Raw genomic sequence first — 17,659 nt, 5'->3', positions numbered from 1 at the left:
AGATGTATGTCAGTTGGCCCACGGAGGGGTGATGCGGGTGCCGTCGGACAGCTCCGCCGTCAGGCCGATGGGCGTGGTGACCCAGGTGATCACGGTCCGGTCGGTCGGGTTCTCGGCGCCGAAGGTCGCCCCGGGGTTGATGATCAGCGTGTCACCCGCGGTGACCCGCTCGGTGCGTCCGTCGAGTGTGATCACCAGCTCGCCCTCGAGGACGTGGAGGATCTCCTCGCGGCCGACGGTGTGCAGGGGCGCTTTGGTGCCGGCGGGGATCTCGCCCCGCCAGGCGCACAGTTCCTTGCTGCCGGTGCCGGGATGGGCGTACGAGACGAAGCGGGCGCCGTGCATCTCGTGGACGACGGCATCGGACGGGTGGACGACGGGCACGACTGCCTCCTGGGCAAGTGGTCAAGGAGCTTGACTATATGGACCGATGGTCAAGCAGCTTGACCAATCCGTCAAGGGTGTTTCAATGCATCCGTGGAGAACTCCGAGGCCATGGCCCTGACCGCCGTCCTGCTCGCCGCCGCGGGCGACCTGACGCGGCGCATCAACGACGGCGTCGAAGCCCGCGGCTTCGAGGGGCGGCCCGCGTACGGCTTCGCGTTCACCCGGCTCGCCCCGGACGGCGCGACGGTCACCGACCTCGCGACCCACCTGGGGATGACCAAGCAGGCCGCCAGCCAGCTCGTCGACGAGCTCGTGCGCAAGGGATACGCCGAGCGGCGCCCGTATCCCGGCGACGCGCGCGCCCGGCTCGTCGTGCTGACCGAACGCGGCTGGGCCTGCACCCGAGCGGCGGAGGAGGCGGCCGCCGATGCCGTGCGGGCGTGGGTCGAAGTGCTCGGTGAGGGGGAAGTGGGCGTGTTGCGCGACCGCTTGGCGCGCATCGCGCCCTATGGTCCCATCAGGCCCGCCTGGTGATGGTTCGTCAGGTGTTGACCGATGGCCGAGACCGCCGCTGTTTGTCGCCAGAAGTTTTTTACTGACGCGTAACTTCACACTTGGGCTACTCGCCCGTAACTTGACGAGTGAACAGCATCCTCGTGATCCGGATCACAGGGCGTACGTCGCCGCAACTCCCTTGAGCCGCAAGGAGATCACCCGATGCTGCCCTGGAAGCGCCTGCTCAGACCCCTCACCGCACTGCTGCTGACCGCCGTGGTCGCCATGGTCCCCGCCGCCACCGCCCACGCCGCCGCGCCGAGCAGCGGCTGGAACGACTACTCCTGCAAGCCCTCCGCCGGCCATCCCCGCCCCGTCGTCCTCGTCCACGGCACCTTCGCCAACTCGACCGACAACTGGCTGGGCTTCGCGCCCTACCTGGTGGACCGCGGGTACTGCGTCTTCTCCCTCGACTACGGGCAACTGCCAGGCGTCCCCCTCTTCAACGCCCTCGGCCCCATCGACAAGTCGGCCGAACAGCTTCAGGTATTCGTCGACAAGGTGCTCGCCGCGACCGGCGCGGCCAAGGCCGACCTCGTCGGCCACTCGCAGGGCGGCCTGATGCCCCGCTACTACCTCAAGTTCCTCGGCGGAGCCGCCAAGGTGAACACCTTCGTCGGCATCGCGCCCGACAACCACGGCACCACCCTCGACGGCCTCACCAACCTGCTGCCGTACTTCCCGGGCGCCGAGGACCTGCTGTCGGCGGCCACACCCGCGCTCGCCGACCAGATCGTCGGCTCCGCCTTCCTGACCAAACTCAACGCCGGCGGCGACACCGTCCCGGGCGTGCACTACACGGTGATCGCCACCAAGTACGACGAGGTGGTCACGCCGTACCGCTCACAGTTCCTCACCGGATCCGACGTCCACAACGTGCTGCTGCAGGACCTGTGCCCGGTCGATCTCTCCGAGCACGCCGCGATCGGCCTCCTCGACCGGATCGCCTTCCACGAGGCGGCCAACGCCCTCGACCCGGCACACGCCACCCCCACGAACTGCGCCTCCGTGTTCAGCTGACCGCCCCGGCCGGGGCCTGTCCGACCTGAGCCGCCGGACAGGCCCCGGAGTACACCGGGAACTAGCGACCGTGCCCGCGTCGGCCGTCGCTCGTCGCGCGGCGGCGGACCGAGGAGAACAGCGCCGCCGCGCCCAGTGCCAGCGCGCTCGCCCCGCCGATCGCGAGGTAGGCGCTGGAGGAGTCACCGCCGGTCTCGGCGAGGTGCCGCTCCGAGACATCCGCGGCCTCGGGCCGGGCGTCGGAGCCGCCGGTGGCGGCGTCGGAGGGGTTCGTGCCGGCGCCCGGAGTGGCTGTGCCGTCGTGGTGGTCGTGCCGCACCGTCGACTTGTCGGCACCGTCGGCTATCTGCTGCTCGGAGGGCGCGGAAGCGGTGGGAGCCGGGGAGGTCGGCGCGGGGGTGGTACCGCTTCCGGTACTGCCCGTGCCGCTGCTGCCTGTACCGCTGCTGCCCGTGCTGTCGCCGCCGGAACCGGTGTTGCCTGAACCCCCGCCACCGAAGGTGACGTCCGAGCAGGAGTAGAACGCCTCCGGACTGTCCGAGCGCTGCCAGATCGCGTAGAGGAGCTGCCTGCCCGAGCGCTGCGGAAGGGTGCCGGAGAAGGTGTAGTAGCCGTTCGTCGCGGCCGGATCGGTCTTGGTGGCGACCGGGTGCGCCAGGTCCAGGTCGGCCCAGGCCAACGGCTTGGACGGGTCGTAACCCGCCTTGGTGATGTAGACGTTGAAGGTGCCCTTGTGCGGGGCCGTCACCCGGTACTTGAAGGTGTACGCGCCGCCGCTCACGCTCGTCGTCGGCCAGTCGGCGCGGGCCAGGTCCAGGCCCTTGAACTCGTCGTTGCCCGCGCCGCACAGCTTCCCGTCGGGAATGAGCTGCTGGTGTCTGCCGTTCGCGTCGCCGATCCGGATGCCGTTCCAGTCGTACAGCGCCTGGGTGCCGCCGGCCGCGACGGCCGCCTTGCAGGCGTCGGACCTCGGGCTCTCGGGATTCTCCGCGTAGCACTGGAAGACCCGGCTGACCGGGGCGCCCATCGTGCCGTGCGCGGCGGCGGGCGCCGCGGCGAGCGCGGTCAGGGCGACCGGGGCGACACCGACACCGACGGCGACCGCGATGGTGGCGGCCTTGCGGCGTTGGGGCCTCCCCTGCTCGAACGCGGTTGAGAGCTTGGGGAAAGGCATGGGGGAACTCCTCGAAGCGGACCTTCAGGTCCCCGGCGGACCCGTGGGGGGTGATCAGCAAGCTAGCCCGAAGAAGCCGCGAAATCGCCTGTTGGAGGCGGGTGCGGGAGATCCTTATGGTCGGCTTAAGGGAGTGCTGAGCCTGCGCTCAGGTAGCTACCGTTCTGGCCATGACAGATGCCCCGAACGAACCGGAGATCCGCCCGGCCGTCGCCGCCGACGTCGCCGCCGTGAAGGCGGTGACCGACGCCGCGTACCACCATTACATCGAGCGCATCGCAGTGGTGCCGAAGCCCATGGAGGCGGACCACGCGGCGAACGTGGCCGCGGGGCGGGTGTTCGTCACGGGGGAGCCCGTGAGGGGCCTCGTGGTGATCGAGGCGTACGAGGACCATCTCTTCCTCGACAGCATCGCCGTCCACCCCGACGCCCATGGCAAGGGCCTCGGGCGACGGCTGCTGGCGTTCGTGGACGCACACGCGCGTGCGCTCGGGCTGTCCGAGGTCAGGCTCTACACGAACGCGATGATGTGGGAGAACCAGAAGATCTACCCGAAGTACGGCTACGAGGTCGTGGAGCGCCGCGTGGACGGCCGGTACGACCGGATCCACTACCGCAAGCGGCTCGACTGACGGTTTCCGTGCCGGGGCGTGTCTCAGTGCCGGGGCGCGCGGCCCGGGCCGCTCACCCGTCCGGCCACCACGTGCGGTGGATGTCCTTGCGGACCTCCGGACGCTCGGCCGGACGCTCGTCGGCCTCGTCGCGCACTCGGCGGGACTGCGACTTCCTCAGGGGCTTCTGCACGGTCACACGGCGCATGGCTGCCTCCTTGTGCCTACCGGAATCCGCGGTTGTACGGAGGTAGACCCTTTCCGGGAGAGTTGCTCATCAGTCGGGATCTGTCTGTGGCGGCTGTCACGATTCGACTGTCAGTGGTGGGTGTCACCCTGGGGCACATGTCGAGTTACAGCGAAATGAATCCAGGTCAGAGCGGTGTCAAACCGTGTCAGAGCGGTGTGCGGCCGGAGCTCGGTGGCGCGGGCGGGGGTGCGGACCCGGTGGCCGACGCGGACCGGGTGGACTGGGACGCCGAGGCCGCCACCTTCGACGACGAGCCGGACCACGGGCTGCGCGACGCCGCCGTGCGGGAGGCCTGGGCGGAGCGGCTGCGCGCCTGGCTGCCCGAGACCCCGTCCGACGTGCTCGACCTCGGCTGCGGCACCGGCAGCCTGGCGCTCCTCGCGGCCGAGCGGGGCCACCACGTCACCGGGATCGACCGCGCGCCGCGCATGCTCGACCTGGCCCGCGCCAAGCTCGCCGGACGTGACGCGGTGTTCCTCCTCGGTGACGCGACGGCACCGCCCGTCGGCGAGCAGCGGTTCGACGTCGTGCTCGTCCGGCACGTCCTGTGGGCCCTGCCCGACCCCGAGCGCGTCCTGCGGCACTGGCGCGGACTGCTGCGCCCGGGAGGGCGACTCGTCCTGGTCGAGGGGGTGTGGGGGACGCTGAACCCGGTCGGCATACCCGCGGACCGGCTGGCCGCCCTGCTGGAGCCCCTGACCTCGGACCTGCGAGTGGAGCGGCTGTCCGACGACGCCCGGCTGTGGGGGCGCGAGGTGGCGGACGAGCGGTACGCGGTGGTGGCCCACGTCTGACCACCGGGTACGCGACGGTCGCCGAGCGGGTATCCGCCGGGTACCAGCCCTAGCCGAGCAGTGCCTCGAAGTCGGCCTCGCGAGCCAGGAGTTCGAGCGTGTCGAGGGCGTTCTGCGCGGCGGTCGCGGCCCGCGGATCGGTGGTCGCGAGGCCGCTCGCCGCGAACTCGTCCTCGTCCAGGCGCAGTACGTCCGTGCCGTCCGCGGAGCGCCACAGGTCCAGGTCGAGGTCCTCGACGACCAGTTCGTCGCCGGAGAGGGTGGCCGGGCGGGTGATGTCGCAGTACCAGCCCTTCCGTACGCCCTCGGCGTCCCGGACCTCCTTGATCGCGTACCAGCGGTCCCGCCAGTAGTACTCGGTGAAGACATCGCCCGGCTCGAACCGTACGAAGCCGAAGTCGCGCACGCCCTCACCCGCCCACGGCGCGCGCACGGTGACGCGGGTGCCGTCGTCGGCGAGCAGCTCGGCGGGGTAACGGATCTTCGTGCGGCCGGACTTGACGAGGACGACCTCCACGGTGCGGGGTGTGTCAGGCGAGTTCGCGGACATAGCGCACCTCCGTCCCGCAGATCTCGTAGCCGAACCACTTGTTGATCGCGATCATCGGTTCGTTGCCGGCGTCGTTGCCCGTGAACGCCTCCGTGTATCCGGCGGCGCGGGCGCGGTGCAGCGAGTCGTTCTTGGCGAGCTTGGCGAGGCCGCGACCGCGAAACGCGGCGGCGGTGCCCGTCATCACGGTGCCGTAGCGGGTGCCGCCGTCCGTGCGGGCCGCGCTGAACGCCGCCGGGCGGCCGTCGACGAGCGCGACCGTGGTCAGCTCGGCGCTGAACAGGGGGTGGTGCCAGGTCTCCTGGAGCCAGGCCTGGTAGTCCGTGAACTCATGGGGGATGTCGCTGGGTTCGTCCGCCATCGTCTCCGCGTCCAGGGCGAACAGGGGGCGCGGGTCGTCGGCGAAGTCCGAGCCCTTGCGCAGCTCGACGCCCGGCGGCGGGTCCTGGAGCGGCGGCAGGGTGCCGCCCGCCAGGTCGAGGCGGAGGAAGTGGGCGGAGCGGCTCGCGTGGTAGCCGTGCTTCTCGGCGAACGCGCGGTTGCCCGGCTCGTCCAGGACCCAGGCGAAGAGCTTGGTCGCGCCCAGGGCCGCCAGGTGCTCCTCGGCGGTGCGCACCAGGAGCGAGCCCGCGCCCCGGCGGGTGCGGCCGGGGTCGACGTACACGTTGAGGTAGCCCTGATTCGGCTCCGCGCTGTCGTGCGCGATGCCGACCTGGGCCGTGCCGACCGGTTCGCCGTCCTGCTCCGCGAGCAGCGGACGGTAGTGGGCGTCGGGGTGCGCGTGCGTGACGTCGTACGCGATGGAGTCAGGTGTGTACAGCACGAAGGGGAGTGCGCGGTTGCGGATGTGGGCGAAGCCCTCGGTGTGCCGCCGGTCGTCCGGGCGGACGTCGCTGATGATCACAGTCATGGAGGCGAACGCTACGCGCGAGGTGTGTTCGAGTGCCTCTCATTTTCCTTCCCGTACGGGACAATCGCTCCGTGACGCTGAAGATCCACATCGATGAGGGGGCCGCGCCCTACGAACAGGTGCGTGCCCAGATCTCCGAGCAGGCGCGGTCCGGTGCGCTGCCGGTCGGCTACAAACTGCCCACCGTGCGGGGGCTGGCCGAGGAACTCGGCCTCGCCGCCAACACGGTCGCCAAGGCCTACCGGGCGCTGGAGTCGGACGGGGTGATCGAGACGCGCGGCCGCAACGGGACGTTCGTCGCGGCCGCGGGCTCGGCGGCGGAGCGTGAAGCGGCGTCGGCCGCACAGGCGTACGCCGAGCGCGTCCACCGCCTCGGCCTCTCGGAGTCCGCCGCGCTGGACGCCGTACGGGATGCCCTGCGGGCGGCTTACGGGAGCTAGGCCCTTCTCTGTTTCCGGGTGCTTCAGAGGTTGTCCGGTGTCCGGGTCACCGTCAGGCCCGCCGCCCTCGCCGCCCGGGCGAAGGCCACCGCGTCCCGGACGGCCGCCGCGTACGGGTCGTTGTTGAAGTACGCGTACACCTCGTGGTCGTCGGACCAGGTGTCCGTGACGCGTCCTACCCAGGTCGTCAGGGACTGCCGGCCGTAGCGGGGCCACGGCTGGGCGCGGCCCTCGTGGAAGCGGACGTAGCCCCAGTCGGCGGTCCGCCACAGGGGCGTCACGGGGCGGGCCAGAACATCGGCCCAGCACAGGGCGGCGCCCCGCGACTCCAGTACCTTGCGCACCTGCGGTGTCCACCAGGAGTCGTGGCGCGGTTCGACCGCGACCCGGACGCCGGCGGGGAAGCGGCCCAGGCACTCGTCGAGAAGGGCGGGGTCGGCGTGCAGCGTGGGCGGGAGCTGGAGCAGGACCGGGCCCAGGCGGTCGCCGAGCCCGGCGGCGTGGCCCAGCAGCCGGCCGACCGGCTCCGCCGGGTCGCGCAGCCGTTTGATGTGCGTCAGATAGCGGCTCGCCTTGAGAGCGACGACGAAGTCCTGCGGGGTGCGCTCCCGCCAGCTCTCGAAGGTCTCGTGCGTCGGCAGCCGGTAGAAGGCGTTGTTGATCTCGACCGTGGCGAACCGCGCCGCGTACTCCTCCAGCCAGAGCCGCATCGGCACCCCGTCCGGGTACAGGACGCCGCGCCAGTCCTTGTACTGCCACCCCGACGTGCCGACGAAAAGGGTCATACGGCCATCAAAGCACCGCGCGGAGTGCCGGGCAGCTACAGATACAGCCCCGCGTCCGCGCCCTCCCGCTGGTCCGGCACCGACGTCGGCGTCGTGCCCCGGCGCAGCGCGTACAGCTCGGCCAGGGTCGCGCCGTCGCGGCCGACGCCCTCCTCCGTGCCCAGCCAGCTCACCGCCTCCGGGCGGGTCAGCGCGCCGACCTCGATCCGGGCGAGACAGCGGCCGGGGCGGACCACGGCGGGGTGGAGGCGCTCAAGGTCCTCGTTGGTCGTGACGCCCACGAGCACGTTGCGGCCCTGGCCGAGGAGCCCGTCGGTGAGGTTGAGCAGCCGCGAGAGCGCCTGGCCCGCGGTGTGCTTGGCCTCGCCGCGGATCAGCTCGTCGCAGTCCTCCAGCAGGAGCAGCCGCCAGCGGCCCTTGCCCGTGCCGTCCTCCTCGCCGATCGCGATGTCCATCAGATAGCCGACGTCGGAGAAGAGCCGCTCCGGGTCGAGGACGCAGTCCACCTGGCACCAGTCGCGCCAGGAACGGGCCAGGGTGCGCAGGGCCGAGGTCTTGCCCGTGCCGGGCGGGCCGTGCAGCAGCAACAGCCGGCCCGCGATGTCCTCGGGCGTCGTCTTCATCAGCCGGTCCATGGCGTGCGCCACCGGCCCGGTGTAGTTCGGCCGCACCTCCTCCCACGTACCCGCGGAGATCTGCCGGGTGGTGCGGTGCGGGCCGCGGCGCGGGGAGACGTACCAGAACCCCATCGTCACGTTCTCCGGCTGGGGTTCGGGTTCGTCCGCCGCGCCGTCCGTCGCCTGGTCGAGGATCTTGGCGGCCAGTTCGGTGCTGGTCGCGGTGACCGTGACGTCGGCGCCGCGGTTCCAGCGGGACACCAGCAGTGTCCAGCCGTCGCCCTCGGCGAGCGTGGCGCTGCGGTCGTCGTCGCGGGCCGAGCGCAGCACGCGGGCGCCCGGCGGGAGGAGCGTCGCCCCGGACCGTACGCGGTCGATGTTCGCCGCGTGCGAGTGCGGCTGCTCGCCCGTCGCGAAGCGGCCGAGGAACAGCGCGTCGACGACGTCCGACGGCGAGTCGCTGTCGTCGACGTTGAGCCGGATCGGCAGTGCGTCGTGTGGGTTGGCAGACATGCCGCCATGATCCGTCACGCGGGCGCCCCGTGCACCCGGTTTCCGCGGTGCGTCCTGTGTGTCGGCTGTGTCGGTCCGTGTCCCCTCCGTCCTGTTACAGGGCTGTGGTCTTACAAGACCTGTCCCACGGCCGATCCCCGCCGTTACTGTTGCCCTTGATGGGACGTCATGGGTGGAATTCGGGGGCACGGCGGTGGCGGCTCACCGCGCTGCTCGGCGTGGGAGTGGCCGCTCTGGCCCTGGTGGTGACCTTGCTCAACACTCTGCCCGGAGGCGGCGCGAGCACCACGGGCACCACCCGCGACGGGGACAAGGTGCACGGCACCCCCGTCACCCCGCCCGAAACCCCGCAACCCGAGGTGGGCTGGGGCTTCACCCACACCCAGTACAGCGCCGACCAGGGCAGTGACACGGCCACCCAGCGCGTCGAGGGGCTGCTGCAGAAGCAGTCGCTGCCGCAGATCCAGCACATCATGGGCTGGGGGGCGGGCAACCCCGAACCCTCCAAGGGGCGCTACGACTTCTCGGAGATGGACCGCCGTATCGACTTCATGCGGAAGTCCGGCGGGACCCCGGTCGTCACCCTGTGCTGCTCCCCGGACTGGATGAAGGGCGGCAAGGCCGGCGCGGACAACACGAACTGGAGCCAGGCCGCCCTGGAGACCGCCCCGGACCGAGCCCACTACGCGGACTTCGCCGCGCTCGCCGCGACCGTCGCCAAGCGCTATCCGGACGTCCGTCACTTCATCGTCTGGAACGAGTTCAAGGGCTTCTGGAACGACGGCAAGGCACGCTGGGACTACGAGGGCTACACCGAGCTCTACAACCTCGTCTACAAGGCACTCAAGAAGGTCAACAAGGACATCCTGGTCGGCGGGCCCTACCTCGTCATGGACAGCGTCGACCCGCGCCAGACGGAGAACGCGTCGACGACCCTGAAGGGCACCTGGGGCACCATGGACCAGCGGGTCCTCGACGCCTTCGACTACTGGAACAAGAACAAGGTGGGCGCCGACTTCGTGGTCGTCGACGGCTCCAGCTACACCAAGGACGACGACCTGCTCCCGAACGAGTTCGCGGCCACCGACAAGTTCACCGCCGTCAGCCGGTGGGTGCGCGAGCAGACCCACGGCCTGCCGCTGTGGTGGGCCGAGTACTACGTGGAGCCCGCCGACGGCAACGACGAGCGTACGGGCTGGTCCGAGACCCACCGCGGCGCCGTCCAGGCCGCCGGCCTGATCGCGATGGCCCGCGGCGGCGCCACCTCCGGCTTCTACTGGAACCCGGAGAAGGAGAAGGGCACCGACTGCGCGGGCTGCCTGTGGACGCCGACCGACAGTGCCGGCGGCGGCGCGGCCCTGCCCATGCTCGACCTCGTCTCCCGCTTCAGCCGGACGTTCGCCCCCGGCACCAAGTACGCGACGGTGTCCGTGGCCCCCGACGACGTGCCAGGCGTCCGCGTCCTCGCCACCGACAAGGCCGTCCTGGTCGTGAACACCCTGAACCGGTCCATCAGCGCGCAGGTGGACGGCAAGCGGTTCGACATGTTGGCCTACGAAGTGAAGTGGCTCACCCGCTGAACCCGTGATCCCGGGTCCGGGTGAGCCACTTCGCCTGGCTGGACCTCGTGCTACTTCATGGTCAGGAACCGCTGGACGAGCGAGGCCAGCAGCACCGCCAGCAGCGGCAGCGAGAACCAGAAGCTGCTCTGCAGCCACCGCAGCTGCCGCACACTCGGCCGCACCGCGACCCGTACGACCTCCCGCGCCGCCAGCATGATGATGAGCGCCACGGCCGCCAGCGCGCCGACGACCGACCACGGTGTCCAGGTGATCAGGGGACCGATCGGCCCGGGAGCGGGCTCGAGCACCTTGCCCGGGGGCTGCTTGCGCAGCGCGTACATCGTCACGTCGTCGTTGACGAGGACCTTCTTCAGGTCCTGCCGGTCGTCGAGGTTGCGGATGAGCCGCGACTCCCAGGTCGCCGAGTAGCCCACGTCCATCTGGAGGTAGACCACCTGGCTGCGGTTGATCATGAGGTACGAGTTCGGGCCGGCGTCCTTGAGTGACTTGACCAGCCCTGACACCAGCACCGGGTCACTCGGCGCCAGCGTCGGCACGTACTGCACCTTCTCCATGTCCCGGGTGCCCCACGGCATCGCGGGCGTCACGTTGTTGACCGTGTCGTTGCTCAGCCACAGCAGCCGTACGGTCGGCTCGTCGTGCGCGTACACGTAGTTCATGGCCGTGACCTCGCCCGGCCGGATGCGCTCGAAGGACTCGTTGCCCCAGCGGGCCACCAGGAAGCCGCCCATGAGCAGCAGACCCGCCATGAGCGCGGCCAGCGGGGCGAGGCTCACCCGGTCCTTCTCCCGTTCCTTCGCGGTGACGCCGGTGCGCGGGAAGAGGGCGAGCCCGGCCAGCAGTGCCGCCCCCGGCAGGGCGAACATGAAGACCCGCAGGGCCATCTCGCCGCCGTACGACTGCATGCCGAAGCCCAGGAACGGGACGAAGGTGAGCACGATCAGCGACCGCTCGCGGTACTTGTGGTCGCGCCGCCGCCACCAGCCCCAGCAGGCGAAGGCCATCACAGCGCCGGCGAGCAGCACGCGCGTGTAGAGGACGAGTTTGTGCGTCGAACTGCCGCCCTGGATACGGCCGGAGACGGAGGTCGACACATTGCTGCCGACGCCGCCGACCCCGCCGAACAGGTCGTTGAAGTGCCCCGACCAGTAGGGCTCGGCCATGAAGCCGATCCAGACGGAGACCAGGACGGCGAACAGGATCGGCAGCCCGCGCAGTTCGGACCGGCCGACGAGGACGAGGACCGCGAGCACGCCGAGCATCACGAACGGGGTGAGCTGGTGAGCCGGGACGCTCGCCGCGAACAGGCCGATCAGCACCATGAGGAGCACGGCCCGCTGGCGCCGGTCGGTCGGCTCGACCTCCGCCTCGCCCGGGCGCGCCTTCGCCCACAGCACACGCGGCGCCCGGAACCACACGAGGAGGATCGCCACGAAGACGAGGTAGAGGAGATAGGTGAAGCCCTGCGGGGAGAAGTAGTCCTGGCCCACCCAGCCGCTCAGCACGAAGATCCAGATACCGGTCCACTTGGCGCGCCAGCTCGCCCGCATCGAGCGCACGAGCAGGAACATCGGTGCCAGGTAGAGCAGTTGCATGGTCAGCGGCCACCAGCGGATCACCTCGGTGAGGTCGCTGACACCGCAGGCCTTGGCGACGAACGCGGCCCCCGCGAAGAAGCCCGGCCAGCTCCAGCGGGCGTCCAGGTCGGGTACCGCGGAACCGGTGCGGTCGATGTAGTCGATGAAGCCGAGGTGCTGCCAGGCGGTGGCGAACCGTGGCTCGGTCTCGATGACCGCGGGGAGCGCGTGCAGGGAGATCACGGTGGCGAGCAGGGTGATGAGCAGCAGGCCCTTGTGCTCGCGGTTCATCCAGAGCAGCGAGGCGAAGACCGTGATCAGGAGGGCCGCGCCCACGAGGGTGGGCAGCGGCAGGACGGAGATGAGGCCGAGGCCGCCCATCTTGCCGAGGGAGGCGTCGTTGAGGCTCAGTGCCGGGACCCAGTAGAGGAGCAGTACGCAGATCAGGAGGAAGCCGAGGAGCACGCCGGGTTTGGAAGGGTGTCGTAGGCGGTCGCGCAGGGTTGGTGGGGGTGGGGATGTGTCGTCTGCCGGCTGCGGGTCGGTGGTGGCTGGTCGCGCCCACGCGGCGGAGCCGCTTGATGTCCCGCCCCGCGCCCCTGACGGGGCGCTGTCCGTGCCCTCTGTTTCGAAGGAGGGCGTCCCCGCAAAGGAGGGCCTTTCGAAGGGGGCGTCCACCTCCGGGGCCTCCGCCGGGCCAAGGGAAGCCTCCGAGCCCGGCTCCCGCGCCTCCACGGGCAGCCCCACCGAGGGCAGTTGCGGCCTCAGCGCCCAGGTCGGGCGGTGGTCCGTGCGTACCTTGGGCGTGCCCGTGGGCGGGGTGCCGGGTCCCGGGCGGACGTCCGGGCGGCGTTCCTGGTGGTCGAAGTCGACGTGCACGCCGAGGGCGAGGGTGTCGGAGTCGAGCGCCCAGGCGGGCCCCCGCTTCGCCTCGCGCGGCTTGGTCGCGGCCACGTCGCGTGCGCCGAGGTCGGCGAGGTCCCCGTCCGGCGCCGCGCCCGCCGGGAGTTCGGCGGGCGGCGCGGTCCGTACGATCTTGAACAGCTTGGGTGCGGCGATCGACACGATCACCGCGAGGCTGGAGATCTCCGCGACGCCCGCCCCGGTCAGGCCCATCCGGGGCAGCAGGATCACCGTCAGGCCGAGGACCAGGACGCACAGCAGGCCCTGCAGATAGGCGAGTCCGGAGGTGCGGCTCTGGGCGCGCAGCACCGCGAAGTACGTCTCCATGACGACCCGCAGCAGCGCGCCGACCGCGAACCAGCGCAGCAGCGGGGTCGCCGCGTGCGCGTAGCCGTCGCCGAAGATGTGCAGGATGAACGGTGCCCCGACGAACAGCAGTCCGCACACCGGCAGCATGATCCGCGCCATGCGCTTGAGCGCGGCCCGGGTGTTCGCGGCGAGCCGCGCGGGGTCGTGCGAGCCCTCGACGGTCAGCGAGGCGCCCATGTTGATGGCGAGCAGGTTGACCGTGCCGCCGATCGTCGTGGTGATGTAGAAGTACGCGTTGTCGGAGGAGCTGACCTGCGAGGCGACGATCACCGGGACGAGATAGACCACGGCGAGCGAGAAGAGCGAGCCGGTGTAGTCGCCGGCCAGGAAGCGTCCGACCTCCTTGAGCGTGGGCGGGTTCGCGCGCTCCTCGGTCGCCTTGATGTGCCGGGGGACCAGACGCCGGAAGACCAGCAGGCCGAGCGGTACCACCGACAGGGCGATCGCGGCGACCCAGGAGACGAAGACGCCCGTGGTCGGGATCGCGGCGGCGAGTGCGACCAGCAGTGCCAGCTTCACCGCGGAGAACACGGTGTTGCCCACCGGCACCCAGAGCGCGCTGCGCAGTCCGGTCAGCACGCCGTCCTGCAGGGTCAGCAGCGACCAGGCGACGACCGCCAGGATGAAGCCGAGGCCGTTGAGCGAGCCGTGCAGGAAGCGGTACGAGGGTCCCCAGGCGTTCAGCGTCAGCAGGAAGACCACGGCGGCCAGCGCCACGACCACCGAACTTCCCGCGTACGTACGGAAGATGAGGCGTCCGGTGGCGCGGCCCGCGACGGGGATGAAGCGGGCCAGGGCGCCGGTCAGGGTCACCGCGGTCAGGCCCGCCAGGAGCTTCATCGCGGCGATCGCGGCGGAGCCCTGGCCGACCGCGGCGTCGGAGTAGTAGCGGGCGGCGACCAGCCAGTAGCCGAGCCCGAGCACCGCGGAGATCCCGGTGTTGAGCATCAGGGCGTAGGCGTTGCGGAAGAGTTGGTTGCCTCCGCCGCCGCCGTCCTTGCGGCCCCGGCCGGGCAGGCGGAGGCGGCGCCCGGTCCGCTGCTCGGGCGCCTCGGCGGTGGGCGATGAAGCCTGGGCTGTGGTCGTCGTGTCAGACACGGGAACGGATGGCCTTCCGGCGGACCTGTCGTGCTCTTCGGACCATGGTGTACCCCTTGGTGAGGGCGCGGTCCCGGACGAAATTGAGGGCGATCGCGCGGCCCTCGACGAGCCGCTCGAACTCCTCGATACCGGTGGTGCGGCGCACGGTCACGCGTTGCAGGGCGTACGGGCCCTGGCGGCGGCGCGCCAGGCCGTTGCCGACGGCGAGCGACTGGGCGAAGCCCGTCTCCCGCACCGCCTGGCGCACCCGGCGGCTGGAGTAGCCGTAGGGGTACGCGAACGAGGCCGGGCGGGTGCCCAGCTCGTCGGCGATGATCTCCTTGCAGCGCAGCACCTCGAACCGCAGCGCGTCGTCGGAGAGCTGGTCCAGCTGCGGATGCGTGTGGCTGTGTCCGCCGATCTCGACCTGCTCGGCGGCGAGTTCGCGCACCTGAGCCCAGCTCAGCATGGCGTCGAGGCCGCCTCCGGTGTCGTACGCGCCCTTGATCCACCCCGTCGAGACGAACAGCGTGGAGGCGAAGCCGTGCTTGGCCAGCACGGGCAGCCCGTGCCGGTGCACGCCCTCGTAGCCGTCGTCGAAGGTGATCAGCACGGGTCGCTCGGGCAGCGGTCCGCCGGACCGCCAACTCGCCGCCAGCGCCGCCGTGTCGACCGGGGTGAACCCCTGGTCCCCGAGCAGTGCCATCTGCTCGGCGAACGCCTCGGGCCCCACGGACAGCTCACGCGTCGCGTCATTGGGCGCGGCGGCGATGGAGTGGTACATGAGGATGGGTACGGGAGTGTCGCTCATGGGGCCGCCACACCTCCCGCGACCCGCGGGGGTCCTCCTCCGGTCATGCCGCCGCCCCCTCGCGTCCCGGACCGCTGCCGGTCCCGTTCTCGATCTCCGCCACGGTGAACGTGGCGCCGCCCCTGCGGGCCCGGACGCTGCCGAGTACGTACCCCCCGGCCGCCGTCAGAACACCGGCCACGATGGCGCCCGCTCGGCCCGCGCCGCCCGGGCGGGCGAGCAGGGCGTCGCGCAGTCCGCGGGCCACCCCGGCGGGCAGGACGCGGGTCGTGTAGCGGCGTTCCGACTCGAGGCCCTTGTCGGCGCCGACGCTCCGGGCGACCAGGGCCTTGGAGAGGCCCTCGGCGTAGGCGCGGGTGCGGAAGTACGCGAAGTGCTCGCGTGGTTCGGGTACCCGGTGGTGGATGACCGCGCGGTCGTCGATCAGCAGGATCGCGTCCGGGCGGGCACGGGTGAGGCGGATGCACAGCTCCGTCTCCTCGCAGCCCAGCGGACGTTTGTCGCCGTCGCGGCCGATGCCGGTCGCGAAGCCGCCCGCCGCGTCGAACGCCGTACGACGGAAGGAAGCGTTTCCGCCCAGGACGTTGCGGACCTGGACCCGGCCCGGCGGCAGCCCCTTGTACGTGCAGCCCACCACCCAGTCGAACTCCTCGGGGAACCAGGCGGGCCGGCGACCCGACGCCCAGATCGGCATCGTACGGCCGCCGACGGCCATGACCCGCGGGTCGGCGTACCCCGAGGCGAAGTGGCGCAGCCAGTCGCGCTCGGCCACGGCGTCGTCGTCGAGGAACGCGATGATCTCGCCGTGCGCGACGGCGATCCCGGTGTTGCGGCCCGCGGACAGGCCGCGCGGGCCCGCGTTGGCGAGCACCCGTACCGCGTCGGTCTCCTTGTACTCCCTGCTCAGCCGGTCGAGCAGGGTGGCGTTGTGGTCCACGACGAGGAGCGTCTCCAGAGCGGGCAGCGACTGCGCCCGCACCGAGGAGACCGCCGCGAGGATGTCCTCCCAGCGGTCCTCGGTGTAGACGCAGATCACCACAGAGATGTCGGGACTGCTCAAGACACCTCTCCCTGGCCCGAGTCGAGCTGGGCGGCGTGCGGCCTGCGGCGCAGGGCACGCCGGTTGGAACGCTCACCCATGATCACCTTGAGCACCCGGAACCCGTCGCGCACGGCCCGCAGATTGCTCGTGCCGTGGATGCGGAGGTACTCGTGGCTGGGAATCTCCTGCACCTTGAGCCCGGCCTTGACCACCCGGATGTTCATCAGGGTCTCGACCTCGAAGCCGGTGCAGTCGAGTTCGATCTGGTCCAGGCAGTGCCGCCAGAACGCGTTGTAGCCGTAGCAGAGGTCGGTGTAGCGGGCGCCGAACTTGGCGTTGACGGCCGCGCACAGCACTCGGTTGCCCAGCTTGCGGATCGGTGTCATGTCGGAGGTGCCGCCGCCGTTGGCGAACCGCGAGCCCTTGGCGAAGTCCGCCCCGGACACCAGCGCGGACACATACGACACGATCTCGTTGCCGTCGGCCGAGCCGTCCGCGTCGACCATCACGATGATGTCGCCGGTGCACGCCTCGAATCCGGTGATCAGGGCGTCGCCCTTGCCCTTTCCCTGCTGCTCGACGACCTTGACGTCGGGCCACAGTTCACGGGCCACCTCGACGGTGTCGTCGGTGGAATTGCCGTCGACAAGAACCACTTCGTGTATCCAGGCGGGAAGGGTCTTGAAGACGTACGGGAGATTCTCCGCCTCATTCATGGCGGGAATCACGACGCTCACCGGTGGCGCTATGGCCAGGTGAGAGGAGATCGGCCGGTATTTGCCGGCCATTAACGGATCTTCGCCCGATACGGCTGGGCGCAGGACTGAGCTCATGAGTCTGGTCCCTCTCGTCCGGTGGACCGCCCGCCCCTGGGCGGTCCGGCTTTTAGTCCGGTTCGAAAGGGGGGTTCTCACTTACGGCATGACGAAATGGATCTCCGTGCATGTCGGGTGAGCTGGCAAAGCTGGCCGATTCCGAAGGCGGAAGTCCGAAGACGGAAGCCCGAGGACGGAATTCCGGATGCGGAAACCGGTCGCGCGGCACGACTCGGCACAAGTGTGGTCACCGAGCACGGCACCCCCCTACCGCGCCCCGCGCCGAGCCCTCTTCGCGATCTTGAGCCCTCCCCTAGATCGCATGTGCATGAGGGTCCGATGCGGGTGAGATGTATGACGGTATTGACGATTGCGCCCATATGGCAAGGCCTGGAACGACGCCTCACGTTTTTGTTGGTTTGGCCGTTACCTAACGACTCGAACGGATTTTCCCCATCCGCTTGCGCAGTCGGCGTACCACCATCAGCAGGAGAACAAGAGAGCTGATCGCCGTCACGGCCACGATTCCGCCATGGACCGACCACCGGTGCACCGCCAGCATGCCCTGGGCGACGAGGAGGTCGACGGCGATCGCTCCCGCGACGGACACCACCGTGCGGGCGAAGGGATCCAGCCCGCGCAGCGCGGCCCCGATGGCGGCTCCTGGTGCGGCGAGCAGGAAGAAGAGCGTGAACGGGCCGCGCAGGGAAGAGCTCACGTCGGCGAGCGCGAGTACCGCGCCGACCCCCGCGACGGCCACCGCCATGCCCGCGAGCAGCGGTACCAGATCCCTCCCCGGATCCTGTCCCGACCGCTCGTCACTGTCTGATGAAGGTGACTTGATGCCTATGGTCTGCATGGGCGACTTTGCCC

18 protein-coding genes are annotated in these 17,659 nt (G+C 70.6%); 6 read left to right on the top strand and 12 right to left on the bottom strand.

All coding sequences use genetic code 11. The annotated features are described in order from the left end of the window. Positions 1 to 9 precede the first annotated feature (9 nt). Positions 10 to 384, bottom strand: a complete 375-nt coding sequence (locus ACFZDJ_RS22330; RefSeq protein WP_391060917.1) for a cupin domain-containing protein — start codon at positions 382 to 384, stop codon at positions 10 to 12. A gap of 93 nt (positions 385 to 477) precedes the next feature. Here ACFZDJ_RS22330 and ACFZDJ_RS22325 point away from each other — a divergent pair, with 93 nt between their 5' ends. Further along, complete coding sequence (locus ACFZDJ_RS22325) at positions 478 to 921, top strand: MarR family winged helix-turn-helix transcriptional regulator (RefSeq protein ID WP_384906385.1); 444 nt, start codon at positions 478 to 480, stop codon at positions 919 to 921. A 183-nt stretch (positions 922 to 1,104) separates the two neighbouring features. Beyond that, positions 1,105 to 1,962, top strand: coding sequence for an alpha/beta fold hydrolase (locus ACFZDJ_RS22320; protein WP_390934023.1), 858 nt, complete (start codon positions 1,105 to 1,107; stop codon positions 1,960 to 1,962). Positions 1,963 to 2,023: 61 nt separating this feature from the next. On the opposite strand, the gene ACFZDJ_RS22315 is transcribed toward ACFZDJ_RS22320, so the two are convergent. After that, a complete protein-coding gene (locus ACFZDJ_RS22315; protein ID WP_391060915.1) occupies positions 2,024 to 3,136 on the bottom strand; it encodes a lytic polysaccharide monooxygenase in 1,113 nt (370 codons plus the stop codon). Positions 3,137 to 3,306: 170 nt separating this feature from the next. On the opposite strand from ACFZDJ_RS22315, the gene ACFZDJ_RS22310 reads away from it, so the two are divergent. Next, entirely contained in the window at positions 3,307 to 3,768 is a 462-nt protein-coding gene (locus tag ACFZDJ_RS22310) for a GNAT family N-acetyltransferase (protein WP_391060913.1), read from the top strand. A gap of 52 nt (positions 3,769 to 3,820) precedes the next feature. Here ACFZDJ_RS22310 and ACFZDJ_RS22305 read toward each other — a convergent pair whose 3' ends face one another. Continuing rightward, complete coding sequence (locus ACFZDJ_RS22305; RefSeq protein ID WP_266415725.1) at positions 3,821 to 3,955, bottom strand: hypothetical protein; 135 nt, start codon at positions 3,953 to 3,955, stop codon at positions 3,821 to 3,823. A gap of 239 nt (positions 3,956 to 4,194) precedes the next feature. Here ACFZDJ_RS22305 and ACFZDJ_RS22300 point away from each other — a divergent pair, with 239 nt between their 5' ends. Continuing rightward, on the top strand, positions 4,195 to 4,791 hold the full coding sequence (locus tag ACFZDJ_RS22300) for a methyltransferase domain-containing protein (RefSeq protein WP_391060911.1): 597 nt from the start codon (positions 4,195 to 4,197) through the stop codon (positions 4,789 to 4,791). Positions 4,792 to 4,840: 49 nt separating this feature from the next. On the opposite strand, the gene ACFZDJ_RS22295 is transcribed toward ACFZDJ_RS22300, so the two are convergent. Together ACFZDJ_RS22295 and ACFZDJ_RS22290 are read right to left on the bottom strand one after the other, a co-directional pair. Next, positions 4,841 to 5,341, bottom strand: coding sequence for a DUF402 domain-containing protein (locus ACFZDJ_RS22295; RefSeq protein WP_391060909.1), 501 nt, complete (start codon positions 5,339 to 5,341; stop codon positions 4,841 to 4,843). Beyond that, positions 5,322 to 6,251 (bottom strand): GNAT family N-acetyltransferase, encoded by a 930-nt coding sequence (locus tag ACFZDJ_RS22290; RefSeq protein WP_391060907.1) that lies wholly within the window; start codon positions 6,249 to 6,251, stop codon positions 5,322 to 5,324. The genes ACFZDJ_RS22295 and ACFZDJ_RS22290 overlap by 20 nt, the downstream gene beginning before the upstream one ends. Before the next feature lie 71 nt (positions 6,252 to 6,322). On the opposite strand from ACFZDJ_RS22290, the gene ACFZDJ_RS22285 reads away from it, so the two are divergent. Then, positions 6,323 to 6,691: a GntR family transcriptional regulator gene (locus ACFZDJ_RS22285; RefSeq protein WP_054231064.1), complete on the top strand. Its 369-nt coding sequence runs from the start codon at positions 6,323 to 6,325 to the stop codon at positions 6,689 to 6,691. Between the two features lie 23 nt (positions 6,692 to 6,714). Here ACFZDJ_RS22285 and ACFZDJ_RS22280 read toward each other — a convergent pair whose 3' ends face one another. Continuing rightward, positions 6,715 to 7,476: a DUF72 domain-containing protein gene (locus tag ACFZDJ_RS22280; RefSeq protein ID WP_391060905.1), complete on the bottom strand. Its 762-nt coding sequence runs from the start codon at positions 7,474 to 7,476 to the stop codon at positions 6,715 to 6,717. 35 nt (positions 7,477 to 7,511) lie between these two features. Continuing rightward, positions 7,512 to 8,606, bottom strand: a complete 1,095-nt coding sequence (locus ACFZDJ_RS22275; protein ID WP_168507695.1) for a DUF5925 domain-containing protein — start codon at positions 8,604 to 8,606, stop codon at positions 7,512 to 7,514. 158 nt (positions 8,607 to 8,764) lie between these two features. Here ACFZDJ_RS22275 and ACFZDJ_RS22270 point away from each other — a divergent pair, with 158 nt between their 5' ends. Next, positions 8,765 to 10,186, top strand: a complete 1,422-nt coding sequence (locus ACFZDJ_RS22270) for a xylan 1,4-beta-xylosidase (RefSeq protein ID WP_391060903.1) — start codon at positions 8,765 to 8,767, stop codon at positions 10,184 to 10,186. A gap of 50 nt (positions 10,187 to 10,236) precedes the next feature. Here ACFZDJ_RS22270 and ACFZDJ_RS22265 read toward each other — a convergent pair whose 3' ends face one another. The 5 genes from ACFZDJ_RS22265 to ACFZDJ_RS22245 all read right to left on the bottom strand — a co-directional run bounded on the left by ACFZDJ_RS22265 (position 10,237) and on the right by ACFZDJ_RS22245 (position 17,645). After that, a complete protein-coding gene (locus tag ACFZDJ_RS22265) occupies positions 10,237 to 14,136 on the bottom strand; it encodes a lipopolysaccharide biosynthesis protein (RefSeq protein WP_391060901.1) in 3,900 nt (1,299 codons plus the stop codon). After that, positions 14,129 to 14,929 carry a polysaccharide deacetylase family protein gene (locus ACFZDJ_RS22260; RefSeq protein WP_391060899.1) on the bottom strand — a complete coding sequence of 267 codons (801 nt, stop codon included), beginning with the start codon at positions 14,927 to 14,929 and terminating at the stop codon, positions 14,129 to 14,131. The genes ACFZDJ_RS22265 and ACFZDJ_RS22260 overlap by 8 nt, the downstream gene beginning before the upstream one ends. Before the next feature lie 43 nt (positions 14,930 to 14,972). Next, entirely contained in the window at positions 14,973 to 15,989 is a 1,017-nt protein-coding gene (locus ACFZDJ_RS22255; protein WP_390934031.1) for a glycosyltransferase, read from the bottom strand. Continuing rightward, complete coding sequence (locus ACFZDJ_RS22250) at positions 15,986 to 16,804, bottom strand: glycosyltransferase family 2 protein (protein WP_384906361.1); 819 nt, start codon at positions 16,802 to 16,804, stop codon at positions 15,986 to 15,988. Before ACFZDJ_RS22250 ends, ACFZDJ_RS22255 begins: the two co-directional genes overlap by 4 nt. A 412-nt stretch (positions 16,805 to 17,216) precedes the next feature. Continuing rightward, positions 17,217 to 17,645, bottom strand: coding sequence for a hypothetical protein (locus tag ACFZDJ_RS22245; RefSeq protein WP_390934032.1), 429 nt, complete (start codon positions 17,643 to 17,645; stop codon positions 17,217 to 17,219). Between the last annotated feature and the right edge of the window lie 14 nt (positions 17,646 to 17,659).

The sequence above is a fragment of the Streptomyces sp. NPDC007896 genome (assembly GCF_042959425.1).
GTDB lineage: Bacteria > Actinomycetota > Actinomycetes > Streptomycetales > Streptomycetaceae > Streptomyces.
The sequence above is the reverse complement of the archived record's forward strand: the minus strand, read 5'-3'. Positions and strand labels throughout refer to the sequence as shown.